At 65.7% G+C, this 12,885-nt stretch carries 9 protein-coding genes; 5 read left to right on the top strand and 4 right to left on the bottom strand.

What is annotated here, in order from left to right:
- Together VGL40_07650 and VGL40_07645 are read right to left on the bottom strand one after the other, a co-directional pair.
- The coding region (locus VGL40_07650; GenBank protein ID HEY3315133.1) for a M20/M25/M40 family metallo-hydrolase at nt 1–856 on the bottom strand (856 nt) is incomplete at its 3' end.
- Between the two features lie 15 nt (nt 857–871).
- The gene (locus tag VGL40_07645; GenBank protein HEY3315132.1) at nt 872–2,041 is read right to left on the bottom strand and encodes a DUF1646 family protein; all 1,170 of its coding nucleotides are present in this window, start codon (nt 2,039–2,041) and stop codon (nt 872–874) included.
- Between the two features lie 248 nt (nt 2,042–2,289).
- Between VGL40_07645 and VGL40_07640 the strand changes: the two genes are divergently transcribed.
- Both VGL40_07640 and VGL40_07635 read left to right on the top strand, forming a co-directional pair.
- Nucleotides 2,290–3,498, top strand: coding sequence for a pyridoxal phosphate-dependent aminotransferase (locus VGL40_07640; GenBank protein ID HEY3315131.1), 1,209 nt, complete (start codon nt 2,290–2,292; stop codon nt 3,496–3,498).
- 42 nt (nt 3,499–3,540) lie between these two features.
- Nucleotides 3,541–5,010 carry an MFS transporter gene (locus tag VGL40_07635; protein HEY3315130.1) on the top strand — a complete coding sequence of 490 codons (1,470 nt, stop codon included), beginning with the start codon at nt 3,541–3,543 and terminating at the stop codon, nt 5,008–5,010.
- 121 nt (nt 5,011–5,131) lie between these two features.
- On the opposite strand, the gene VGL40_07630 is transcribed toward VGL40_07635, so the two are convergent.
- On the bottom strand, nt 5,132–6,232 hold the full coding sequence (locus tag VGL40_07630; GenBank protein ID HEY3315129.1) for a P1 family peptidase: 1,101 nt from the start codon (nt 6,230–6,232) through the stop codon (nt 5,132–5,134).
- Nucleotides 6,233–6,497: 265 nt separating this feature from the next.
- Here VGL40_07630 and VGL40_07625 point away from each other — a divergent pair, with 265 nt between their 5' ends.
- Entirely contained in the window at nt 6,498–8,180 is a 1,683-nt protein-coding gene (locus tag VGL40_07625) for an amidohydrolase (GenBank protein HEY3315128.1), read from the top strand.
- Nucleotides 8,181–8,280: 100 nt separating this feature from the next.
- Here the strand turns inward: VGL40_07625 and VGL40_07620 are convergent, their stop codons facing one another.
- The gene (locus VGL40_07620) at nt 8,281–9,501 is read right to left on the bottom strand and encodes an ammonium transporter (GenBank protein HEY3315127.1); all 1,221 of its coding nucleotides are present in this window, start codon (nt 9,499–9,501) and stop codon (nt 8,281–8,283) included.
- A 253-nt stretch (nt 9,502–9,754) separates the two neighbouring features.
- Here VGL40_07620 and VGL40_07615 point away from each other — a divergent pair, with 253 nt between their 5' ends.
- Together VGL40_07615 and VGL40_07610 are read left to right on the top strand one after the other, a co-directional pair.
- On the top strand, nt 9,755–10,786 hold the full coding sequence (locus VGL40_07615) for an alcohol dehydrogenase catalytic domain-containing protein (protein HEY3315126.1): 1,032 nt from the start codon (nt 9,755–9,757) through the stop codon (nt 10,784–10,786).
- Between the two features lie 154 nt (nt 10,787–10,940).
- Nucleotides 10,941–12,689: an S-layer homology domain-containing protein gene (locus VGL40_07610; protein ID HEY3315125.1), complete on the top strand. Its 1,749-nt coding sequence runs from the start codon at nt 10,941–10,943 to the stop codon at nt 12,687–12,689.
- Nucleotides 12,690–12,885: the final 196 nt, after the last annotated feature.

Below are 12,885 nucleotides of genomic sequence, written 5' to 3'. Positions count from 1 at the left end.
CGGTCTGGCGGGTCTCGCCGGGGATCGTCCGGCGCTCAATCTCCACCCGGCAGTGGTCGGGGTAGGTGCTGAGCTCGATGCCGCCGCTGATCAGCGAGGCGTGAACCGAGGGCCGCCCGACCTTCGGATGCACCTTCTTGGCCAGGACCCGCTTTTCGTAGGCCTCCATCGCGGCCAGGAACTTGCCGGCCTTGGTGATGGCGTCGACGCCCTGCCCGAACTCGCTCCCATGGGCCGCCTTGTCCTGGACGTCCAGCCGCACCCAGGCGAAGCCCTTGTGGACGACGCCGATATTGAGGCCGGTGGGCTCACAGACGATGGCCGCGTCGGCCCGGTAGGTCTGGGCGATCTTCTCCGTTCCGATGCTGGCGTACTCCTCATCGGCGACGAAGGTCAGGATGAGGTCGCCGGCCAAGGCGACGCCGGACGCGACGATGGCCCTGGCCACCCCGAGCATGGCCGCCACCCCGCCCTTCATGTCGAAAGCGCCGCGGCCATAGACCTTGTTCCCCCGCCGCGCCGGCGCGAAGGGCTCAATCTTCATCCCGGCGGCGCCGACCGTGTCGAGGTGACCGTTGAGGAGCAGCGTCCGGCCGCTGCCGGCACGGCCGGCGGGCCCGGCCGCCCCCCCCTTCCCCTTCAACACCCCGATCACATTCGCCCGCTTGGGCCCCAGCTTCTGGTAGGTCACCTTGAGCCCGAGGTCCCCCAGCACCTGGCCGACGAAGCGGGCGATGCGCTCCTCGCCTTCGCCCCCCGGCACCAAGGAGGGGTTCACGGACGGGATCTTGATCAGGTCCTCGAGCCGCTCGAGCACCCACCCCTCGTCCACTGGCAGCCGCGCGTCATCCGTCATAAGTACCCCTCACCCTCAGATGAACAGGATGGCGAAGTAGATGGCCATCACCGCCAAGCCCAGCGGAACGCCCAGGGACGCCCATTCGCGGCTGCCGATGCGCAGCTTCCCGGCGGAGATGATGTTCGGGATGTTGCCCGGAATCAGCATCCCACCGGAGATCAGCAGCCCCATGAGGACCGCCTTGACCTGGAGCGCGTTCATTTTGATGCTGATCTCGGCGGCGGTCAGGGTGGCGTTGTCGAGGATGGCCGAGACCATGTTCAACCAGTAGAGCACGGCACTCGGGAGCCCGATGACGAACCGGTCGATGACCGGCTTGAACCCCTCGCCCAAGAGGACCAGGGCCATCACGAACAGGTAGACCTTGAGGGCCCGCACGACGACCTCGACGTAGGACTCCTGAACCTCGGGCGCCTCCAGGGTCTCCTGGCCTTCCGACTCGCGGGCCCCTTCCGACTGGCGGGCCCCCTCCGGCACCCAGCCGGCCGACACGGCCTCCTCGACTTCCTGCTCTTCCTTAGAGTGCTCCTTGGCCGTCGGCGCCGGCGTGGTCCTGACGGCCGCCTGTCCCCCGATGGCCGTCGGCTTGATGTAGAGGGCCGCGAAAGCCCCCATGGCCAGGATGCCGGGAATGATGTAAGGCCCGAGCGCCCGCAGCAGGTACCCGAAATCCTTGCCCAGCTTGGAGATGGCGATGGTGGCCAGCGGCTCGCCGACCGGAGTCAGGGCGGCCCCCAGGCCGATGCTGAAGCAGGCCACGATGACCAGCCTGATCTCCGACTTCCGGTCCAGCTTCAGGGCGCTGATCACCTCGACCAGCAGAAGCGAGGCGATGATCGCCGTAATCAGGCTGGAGAGCAGTCCGAGGACGACGACCAGAAGGAACATGAAGATCTTGATCGACATCCGGTTGGCCATCGCCCCGATGGCCCCCTGGACGCCGCCCTTGAGGAACTTGAAGACGACCCCGAAGCCGAGGACGGCGGCGCTGATCATGATCGGCTCTTTGAGCGCCTTGATCCCAAGCTCCAGCCCGAGCACCCCGGAGATCAGGGACGAGCTGAGGCCCATGATGAACAGGAAGACCTCGAGGTTGTGTTCGACCTTCTTGGAGACGAATGGGAGTACGAAAACGAGAGCCAGGACTACTCCAAGTCCCGCGAAAATCAGTCTTTCGTTCATTGCCTTTACCTCCCGGCCCAGGTCGGAAATGGTTGGGATGGACCCCCGAACCTGATTCTCGCTTCTAAGTGGCAATCCTCCCCCACCGGCGGTTTTTCAAACCTTTCTTCCTTCCGGCAAGCCTGGCCGCCCGGCCAATCGTCCGCCGCTCCGCCCTGAACTTGGCTTGTTTCTCGTCGCAGGAACCGGCCATTCGACCTTGAATAGAGTGTCTGGTGTGCCCTTGTATCGATGGGAGGCTGTCGACCATGAACCAACCGACGACGACCGAACGCCGCCAAGACGAATTCGCCAAAGCGCCCGTTTCCGCTCTGGCCAGAGACATCCCGCCGTTCATCGCCATGGATGTCCTCGAACGGGCCAAGGCCATGGAGCGTGAGGGGCGTCGCATCCTCCACCTGGCCGCCGGCGAGCCCGACTTCGACACCCCGGCGCCCATCGTCGAGGCCGCCCAGCAGGCCCTGGCCGCCGGCCATACGCACTACACCCACAGCATGGGCATTCCCGAGTTGCGCGACGAGATCGTTCGGCACTACCAGCGGAAGTACGGGGTGGCCATCTCGCCCGACCGGATCATCGTCTCCTCCGGCACCTCTCCCCTCCTGATGCTGCTCTTCCAGGCCATCTGCAACACCGGTGACGAGGTCATCATCTCCGACCCGCATTACGCCTGTTACCCCAACGCCATCCGGGTCGCCGGGGGGGTTCCGGTGCGGGTCCGGGTGTCCGAGGCGGGCGGCTTCAAGTTCACCCCGGAGGGCCTCCGGTCGGCCATCAGCCCGCGGACCGTGGCCATTCTGGCCAACTCGCCGTCCAACCCGACCGGCACCGTCCTCGGTCCGGACGACCTGGCCATGCTGACCAAGGCCGGACCCCTGGTCGTCTCGGACGAGATCTATCACGGCCTCGTTTACGGCGAGAAGGAACACACCATCCTCGAGTACACCGATCACGCCGTGGTCATCAACGGCTTCTCGAAGGCTTTCGCCATGACCGGCTGGCGCCTGGGTTACGTCATCCTCCCGCCGGAGTTGGTCCGGCCCATGCAGAAGCTGCAGCAGAACCTGTTCATCTGCGCCTCGTCCTTCGCTCAGCACGCCGGGATCGTCGCCCTGCGCGACTGCGCCGAGCACACGGTCAGGATGGCCGAGGCCTACGACCAGCGGCGCCGGCACATCCTGCGGCGGCTGAAGGAGATCGGTCTCCGGGTGACCGTCGAGCCGACCGGCGCCTTCTACGTCCTGGCCAACGCCAGCCACATCCATCCCGACTCCTACGCCCTGGCCTTCGATATCCTCGAGCGAGTCGGCGTGGCCACCACCCCCGGGATTGACTTCGGCCCCGGCGCCGAGGGCTTCCTCCGCTTCTCCTACGCCAGCTCCCTGGAGAACATCGAAGAGGCCATGGTCCGCTTGGGGCAGTATATCGCCGACCCGAATTCGCGGCCGGGCAAATAGCCGGCCCGCGGCCAGCTGAGCCAAACGACAAGGAGCGATTTGATGCCTTTTCCGGAACGAGCCCCAAGCTCCGCCCGCGCCCCAAACCAGGTCAGCGCCCCGAACCCGAAACGTTGGTCCATCCTCATCGCCGTGATGGTGGCAAGTGTGATGGGTCCCATCGACGGCAGCGTCATCAACGTCGCCATGCCGACGCTGGCCTCGGCCTTCCGGGTCGACCTGAGCACCGTCAGTTGGGTCTCCATGGCTTACCTGCTGGTCCTGGGCAGCCTCATCCTGACCTACGGCCGCCTCGGCGACATGTACGGGTATAAGCGCATCTTCCTTCTCGGCGTGGCCATCTTCACCGTCGCGTCGGCGGCCTGCGCCCTCTCCCCGAGCATCTGGTGGCTCATCGTCTCCCGGGCCGTACAGGCCGCGGGGGCCGGCATGTTCATGGCCATGTCGTCGGCCATCATCACCGCGACCTTCCCGCCCTATGAAAGGGGGCGGGCCCTGGGAATCAACGGGATGATCATCGCCGCGGGCCTGGCCCTCGGACCGGCCCTCGGCGGCCTCCTCCTGATGGTCTTCAGCTGGCATTCGATCTTCCTCATCAACCTGCCCATCGGCCTGGTCAGCTTGTACCTGATCCAGCGGGTGATCCCCGAGGCCGCGGAGCACAAACGCCAGAGCTTCGACCTGACCGGCGCGACCCTGGGGTTCATCGCCCTCAGCGCCGTGCTGCTGGCGGCCAGCTACGGCGAGGAATGGGGATGGGTCTCGCCGAGCACCCTTGCCCTGACCGGAGTCTTCGCGGTCGGCCTCGTCGCCTTCATCTGGTGGGAGCGACGGGTCCCCGAGCCGATGCTCGACCTCAGCCTGTTCAAGAACCCGGCTTTTTCGGCCGCCAACTTCTCGGCCCTGATGAACTTCATCGCCCAGTCGTCGGCCATCTTCGTGGTGCCCTTCTACCTTCAGCAAGTCCTGAGGTATTCGCCGCAACAGGCCGGGCTGGTCCTGACCGTCTCCCCGGCCATCGTCCTCTTCACCGCCCCGCTCAGCGGCTCCCTGTCCGACCGCTTCGGGACGCGCTGGCTCTCCGCCGCCGGGCAGGGCCTGGTCGCTTTGGGTTATGTGCTGCTCTACACGATGCCGCCCGGCTCCTCCGGGGTGGCCATCGCCTGGCGTTTCGCCTTCATCGGCCTCGGCGTGGGCATCTTCATGTCCCCCAACAGCAGCACCGTGATGGGTAGCTGCCCGCGGCACCGGCTGGGCGTCGGCTCCGGGGTGTTGGCCACCGTCCGCAACGTCGGGATGGTCCTCGGGGTGGCCATCGCCACGGCCGTCTTCACCTGGCGGCGCACGGCCACCCTGGCCGCCCTCGGCGAGGCCGGCTCCTTCGCTTCCGGGCTCCGGGCGGCCTTCCTGGTGGCGGCCTGCCTGGCCGCGGCCGGTGCCCTGGTTTCCTCGATCCGGAGCGATTCCTGGCGGGAGGCCGGCCTTGAGCCTTGTCCGGCGCCCAAGGACTAGCGGAAACCTAGCGGAGACCGAGCGGAAATCTGCCGGAAACCTTGAGGGAGGCGGCCATTGGCTGCCTCCCTGATCGTTCATCGGTCCGGTCCTTCCGGTGTCGCTGCCCTTCCCCTTTCCCCTATCCCCTGACCAGTGCCGGCCGCTCCCGCCCCAATTCCTCACGAAGCCTGTCGACGGGCAGGCGATGGACCACCCGCCCCTCCTGCCCAGTGGTCGTCTCCGCCTGGCAGAGGGCGTTCAAGATGGCTTCCTCCGTGGCTTCGATGGCCGCCGTGAAAAGCCAGGCGTCAAAGGGTCGGGGGGCGATTTCCCGCGGCGTCAAATCGGCGCCGTGCCTGTTTTTGGGGACCAGGTTGGCGGTGGAGAAGGCGATGGACAGGTCGCCGGAGTTGTGGTGCCCGACCGACCCCGTCCGGATGACCGCCAGTGAGGCCCGCTTGGCCAGACGGCGAAGCTCGTGGCTGAGGACGGGGGCGTCGGTGGCGATGACCATGACGATCGACCCGTCCCCCGTACCGCCGCTCGGCGGTTGAGGCGACCCGGGTTTGGGCACGTCCTTCAGGCGCTCCCCGACCCTGACCCCGCCGATGGTCAACTCCTGGCGATGTCCGAAATTGCAGAGGGTCAGGGCGCCGACGGTGTAGTCGCTCTCCGGGATGCGCCGCGAGGCCGTCCCGATGCCGCCCTTGAACTCGTAGCAGATCATCCCGCGGCCGGCTCCCACGCCCCCCTCGGCCGGCAGCGTGCCGTTGGCCGCTTCAAGCGCCCGGCGGACCTCGGTCCGCCCGGCCCGATAACGCCTGATGTCGTTGAGGAAATGGTCGCAGGTCTCGGACACGCACGGGATGAGATAGCTCCCGTCGCGGGCCAGGTCGTCGTTGGTCTCGAGCATCCATTCGTAGGCCGCGTCGTAGACCCGACCGGCCCCGGCCGTGCCGGTCAACCAGATGGGTGTCTGGAGCAAGCCGTGCTCCTGAATTTGAAGCCAGCCGGCCATCTCCCCGGCCCCGTTCAAAGCATAGACGCCGGCCCGGCACTGTTCCTGCCACAGGCTGCCCGGATGCGGCCGGACTACGGTCACCCCGGTCCGGGCGGCCGGGTCGCCGTCGCCGTCCAGGACGTCGTGGCCCACAAGGACCCCCGGCACGTCGGTGATGGCGTTCAGTCGCCCGCCTTCGAGTTGCCATTCGAGGGTGATTCCCGCCTCACGAAGTCTCATCTCTCAACCCCCGTGCGAAACCAAGTCAGGGCGGCCCGACCTTCGGGCCGCCTTAGCCAATTCCACGCCTGGTGGTCTGTAGTCCTTCCATCCCGCCGAGGGCTGCCCCTTCTTGTCGTTTCCGCCCCCAGCCTGTCGTCTGGGGGCGTCTGACCGAGATGACCATATCGGACAGAATCCTCGGGCAACCCGCCCTTACAATCAACTCGGGCCGGCTCACCGCGAACCGACCGAAGAAGTCCAATCACAAGGAGGGGTTCCCGGAATGAGAAGACGCGCTTTGAAGGTCTCCCTGGCCCTGCTGGTCGCCGTCCTCTTCCTGATGGGCATGGTCTCATCTTCCGTCGCCCAGTCCTCCTTGACCCCGCAGAAATCCTTCGCGGTTTCACAGGCGGACACCTACGCCTCGCTCGTTGAGAAGGTCGCCAAGACGGTCTGGGGGTTCGCCGAGATCGGCCTTGGCGAATACAAGTCGGCCGCTTTCCTCGAGGGTGAGTTGGAGAAGCTCGGCTACGCGGTCGACCGAGGCATCGCCCAGTTCCCGACAGCCTTTGTCGGTACCTGGAGCTACGGAACGGGCGGTCCGGTCATCGGCCTCCTGGCCGAGTACGACGCCCTCCCCTCCCTGTCCCCGGACGTTCCTGGAGCTCCCGGCCACGGCTGCGGTCACAACCTCTATTCGGCCGGCGCCATCGCCACCGCGGCCGTTCTCAAGAATGTGATGTCAACCTATCAGCTTCCCGGGACGATCAAGGTCTTCGGCACGCCGGCCGAGGAGAACTTCGACGGCAAGGCCTGGATGGGCCGGCAGGGAGCCCTGAAGGGCGTGGACGTCTTCTTCGGGACCCACGCCGCCGGGGAGAACTCCGTCCCCTTCGGCTCCAATCTGGCCATGGACTTCAAGGTCTACACCTTCTACGGCAAGTCCTCCCACGCCGGGGCCGCGCCGGAGAAGGGGATCAGCGCCCTCGACGCCCAAGAGATCATGGACGTCGCCGTCAACTTCCTCCGCGAGCATCTCTGGCAGGAGATCCGCATCCACTACATCATCAACAAGGGCGGCGAAGCCCCCAACGTTGTTCCGTCCCTGGCCCAGAGCCAGTGGTTCATCCGCGCCCCGGAGCGCGGCATGGTCAACGAGACGACGGCCAAGGTCGACAGGTGCGCCGAGGCGGCCGCCCTGGCCACCGGTTGCACCTACCACATTGAACTGGTCTCGGCCCTTCACAACAAGATCCCCAACAAGGCTGGCGCCCTTCTGGCCTACGAGAACCTCAAGCTGATCGGGGTCCCGACCTTCACCGAAAAGGATCAGGCCGACGCCAAGTCCCTGGGCTTCCCGACCGGCCTCAGCACCGAGCTCAAGCCGGCCCCCGACAAGCCAAGCCAGAGTTATGGCTCGTCGGACGAGGGCGACGTCAGCTGGAACGCGCCCTTCATCAACTTCTCAATGGCCAACTACGCCCAGGGCACCGCCGGGCACTCGGTCGAGTTGGCCAAGCAGGCCAACCTGCCGGCCGCCTTCAAGGCCGTCGTTCAGGCGGTCAAGGTCATGTCGGCCACCGCCGTCGACCTCCTGATGAAGCCCGATGAGCTGAAGAAGATCAAGGACGAGTTCGCCGAGACGATGAAGACCCGCAACTATGACCCCGGCAGCCAGGTGATGCTCGGTCTGAAGTACTTCCCCGAGCCGCCCGGAGTGACCGCCGCGACTCCCGACTCGGTGACCTTCGTCCCCGCCGACATGGCCACGACGGGCTGGGTCGCCGGGACGATCGTCAATGTCTACAACGGCACCGAGAAGATCGGCACGGCCACCGTGACCGGGAACGAGAAGGAACTGAAGGTCAAGACAACCAAGTCCTTCAAGTCCGGGGACATCCTGACCATCAAGTATCAGAACAAGAACGGCCCCGAAATCCTTTACGGCTACGTGAAGAAGTTCTGAGTGGCGTCCGTGCGAACGGGCGACCCGCGAGGGTCGCCCGTTTTCATTCCAGTCGCCGATCGTCGATCCAGGCTCCCGAGACTCGCCCGGGCAGGCCGTCTCAATCCTGGAAGCTATAGGCGGTCTCGCCGTGGATGGCCGCGTCAAGGCCCTTCTCTTCCTCGATCTGGCCGACCCGGATCGGGCTGACGAAGTTGATGACCTTCATGATTAGCCAGGTCATGCCAAGAGCGTAGGCGGCGACCACCACGGCCGCCAGGGTCTGCACGAGAAACTGCCGAATGTCGCCATAGACCAGCCCACTTATGGTGTTGATGGCCTTACTGGCAAAGACCCCGACGAAGATGGTTCCGATGAAGCCGCCGACGCCGTGGACTCCCCAGACGTCGAGGGCGTCATCCCAGCCAAACCGCATCCGCAATCGGATGGCCCCATAGCAGATGATGGCGGCCATGGCGCCGATCGAGGCGGCCGCCCAGGTCTCCACGTATCCGGCGGCCGGAGTGATGGTGGCCAGGCCGGCCACTGCTCCCGTCAGGGCTCCGACGAAGCTCGGCTTGCCCTCGAGGACCCAGGAGATGAAGAGCCAAAGGACCATGGCCACCGAGGCGGCGATGTCCGTGTTGACCCAAGCCGCGGCCGCAACCCCGTTGGCCGCCAGGGCGCTGCCCCCGTTGAACCCGAACCAGCCGAACCACAGGAGGCCGGTGCCCAAGGCCACGTAAGTGATATTGTGGGGGCCGAGGTTCTCCCCGGGTCTGAGGACCCGCTTACCGACAAAGAAGACCGAGGCCAAGGCGGCGACCCCGGCGCTGACGTGGACCACCAGGCCGCCGGCGAAGTCCATCACTCCAAGCTTGGCCAAAAACCCGCCGCCCCAGATCCAATGGGATAGGGGGATGTAGACCAAGAGACTCCAAAAGACCAAGAAGATCAGGTAGCTCTTGAAGTTGACCCGATCGGCGAAAGCCCCGGTGATGAGGGCCGGGGTGATGATGGCGAACATCTGCTGGAAGGTGAAGAAGGTGATGAATGGGATGGTCGGGCCATAGGCCGGGTTCGGGACCAGGCCCACGCCGTTGAGGAAGGCGTACTTCAAGTTCCCGATGACTCCCCCGACGTCGGGTCCGAAGGCCAGGCTGAAGCCGACCAAGAACCAGATGATCGTGACCACACCCATGGAGATGAAGCTCTGCATCATGATGGTCAGTACGTTCTTCCGGCGGACCAGGCCACCATAGAAGAACGCCAAGCCGGGGGTCATCAAGCAGACCAATGCAGCGCTGATGAGAAGGAATGCGGTGTCGCCGGCATTAACCACAGTTTTTGCCTCCTTAAGCTTCTTCTTGTTAGGAAACCTGACAGGAAAGGCTTGGGCCGGCATAGGATTCCTCGCTGGCACGATTTGACCTGCATAAATGGGCTGTCGGTGATAAATTTCCCGGGCTTCTCGCCCTGAAGGCGAATCCTTACCGGTCAGGGTCATGGGCCGCCCTCGGGGGGGAATCCGCGCCCGGCCCGCCGAATAAGACCAGCACAAAGTCCCACCCTCAAGGAAGGGGCATGGTGTTTCAGTGAAAGCCGCAATCTGGTATGGCCCCGGACGGATCGAGGTAGAGACGGTCCCCGACCCCATCCCGGGGCCCGCCGATCTCCTCCTCAAGATCATCTGCTGCAACATCTGCGGCTCGGACCTTCGCACCTACCTGTCCGGGTCGTCGAGCATCAAGCCGGGGACCATCCTCGGGCACGAGTTCGCCGGTCAGGTCGTCAGCGCGCCGGAGGGGTCCGGCTTCTCCCCGGGAGACGTGGTCACGGCGGCCCAGGACATCAATTGTGGGGACTGTGGCTACTGCCGGCACGGCCTGGAGCACATCTGCCAGAACAAGCTGGAGTTTGGGAAGCACTTCCCCGGGGCCTTCGCCGAGTTGATGGTCGTCCCCGAGACCGCCCTGGCGAAAGGCTGGGTCCGCAAGCTCCCGCCGGGAATGACCCCGGAGGAGGCCAGCCTGGTCGAACCGGCCTCGTCGTGCGTCCACACCCTGGCCATCACCCCGCGTCGGCCCGGCCAGGCGGTGTTGATCATCGGGGCCGGCCCCATCGGCTGCCTTCACGGTGAGCTGGCCAAGGCGGCCGGCGCCGGGCTGGTCCTCCTGGCCGATACGGCCGAAGACCGCCTGAACATGGCCGAGCGGTTCGGCTTCGACGCCTGCCTGAACGCCCGTCAAACCGAGTTCCGGGAACAGGTCTTCAGGCTCTGCCCGGGCGGGGTCGATCTGGCCATCTCGGCCAACCCCTCCCCCGCCGCCATCATCCAGGCGATCGACCTTGTTCGCAAGGCCGGCATCGTGGTGGCCTTCGGCGGTCTGCCCAAGGGCGACCCCTGGCTGACCATCGACGGCAACCGCATCCACTACGATGAGATCGTCCTGATGGGCTCCTACGCTTACAGCCGCCGGGAGAACGACGAGGCCCTCGCCCGGATCCTCAAGCGGGACATCCATCCCGAGCTCTACATCACCGACGTTCTCCCCCTCGACTCCATCCGCGAGGGCTTCGAGCGGGCCAGGGCCGGGCGGGCGCTCAAGCTCCAAATACGGCCATGAACTGGCCCGTCCCCCCTCGGGACGCGGCCGCGCGGGCCTCCTGACCAGAAACCGGACACTCGAAATCATCGGGTGTCCGGCTTTTCACCCCCGAACCCCGCCTCTAGGGGTCGTAGTCTTATATCGCGAAGCACAGGGAAGGGAGATAGAAACGATGACTAAAGGAAGCAGACTCCACCGCGTCGGCCGGGTCGTCCTGGCCCTGGCCCTGACGCTGTCCCTCCTGGCCTCGGCCGGAATGGCGGCCGCGGCCCCGAAGGAAACCAAGGGCAACGAGCACGGCCAGGCCGGAGCGGCCGGTTCCAGATTCGAGGACGCCGACGAAGCCTCCTGGGCCGCCCTGTTCATGGAGAAGATGAACCTCAAGGGGGTTGTCCTCGGCCAGCCGGACGGCAAGTTCCAGCCCAACGCCCCGGTCACCCACGAACAGGCGGTCACCATGGCCGTCCGAGTGATGGGCCTGGAGGCAGAGGCCAAGGCCAAGACGGGAGCGACCCTCACTTTTGGGGACAAGGACAAGATCTCGTCCTGGGCCCTCGGCTACGTCGAGGAGGCCGTCGAGAAAGGCATCCTGAGTTGGGGTGAGAACGGCCTGTTCAAGCCGAACGAGCCGACCACCCGCCTCGAAGTCGCGGTCATGTTGGTCAAGGCCCTCGGGTTGACGGCTGAGGCCGGCACCCAGACCGGCACTCCCGAATTCAAGGATAAGGCCACGATTCCTCAGGCCAGTATCGGGTTCATTCTCATCGCCGCCGACCAGGGCCTCGTCGTCGGGGCCCCCGACCCAAGCGGCAAGGGCTATGTGTTCCAGGCTCTGAAGCCGGTCACCCGGGCCGAGATGACGGCCTTCATGGACCGCGAGGATTCCGCCCTCGGGAAGCTCGATGAGCGCGAAGTCAAGGGCGCCGTCGTCAGCGTGGCGACGGGCACCGAGGCGAGTATCACCATCACCAAGAAGGACGGCACCCAGGGCACCTACCAGGTCGCCGCCGACGCCCGCATCTTCATCGAAAAGCAGGCCGGCACCCTCGCCGACCTCAAGGCCGGGGATCAGGCCAGCCTGCACTTGGACGAGAACGGAGTGGCCGTCTTCCTCGACATCCGCTTCCTCGAGAAGGTCAGCGGGACGGTCAAAGCCATCACCCCCAGCGGCGCTCCCAGCATCACCGTCGTCGTCAAGAAGTCCGGCGAGGAAGAGACCTACGCCATCGACCCAAACTGTAAGGTCGTCTTCGAGAACTCCGACACGGACGAGGATCAAGACGAGGATGGGACCGGCACGACGCCGGCCACCGCCACTCCCCCGCCGGCCGCTCCGACCCTGGCTGACGTCAAGGTCGGCGACCCGGTGGCCCTGGAACTGAACCGCTTGGTCGTGACCAAGATCGAAGTTAAGGAACTCGATGAAGTTCCGGGCGAAGTGACCGCGGTCACCGCTGCCACCGGCTCGGCCGGGGCGAGCATCACCCTCAAGACCAAGGAAGGCGCCACTTTCACCTACGGCGTCGCCAATGAGGTCAGGGTGCGCTTTGAGGAAGATGAACAGGCCGCCAACTTCGCCTCCATCGTGGTCGGTGATCAGGTCGCGCTGAAATTCGAGAACCGCCTGGTGGCCGAGGTCAAGATCGAGAACCGGAAACCTCAGGTTCAGCCGTCCGCCCAGACCCTGAGCGGAACGGTCAAGAGTCTTGACGCTACAGCCCAGACCTTCGTCCTGACCGTGGCCGGCGCCGCCGGCTCCGCGGCCGTTGATCATTCCGTGACCACCAGCGCATCGACCACTTACACTAAGGCCGGTCAGACGGCGGCCTTTGCCGACCTGGCCGTCGGCCAGACCGCCACGGTCACCGGCACGGCCACCGGCGGCGGGGCCATCGCGGCCACTGCCGTGGCCATCCAGTAGTCGGCCGCTCCCAGCCCCGGTCCAGACAACGCCAAACCAGAAGAGTAAGGAGGCCCGGGTTCTCCCGGGCCTCAGACTGTTGACATGTGCCCTCCGAGACTCTGTCCGGAGGGCTTCTCTTTTTTGGAGGTGGCGGCCACCGAGAGTTGGGCGGGCCTCTTGGGCATGAAATAAGCCTCCACACCACAGGGGAGGC

The organism is Bacillota bacterium (assembly GCA_036504675.1).
GTDB lineage: Bacteria > Bacillota > Sulfobacillia > JAJYWN01 > JAJZPE01 > DASXUT01.
The sequence above is the reverse complement of the archived record's forward strand: the minus strand, read 5'-3'. Positions and strand labels throughout refer to the sequence as shown.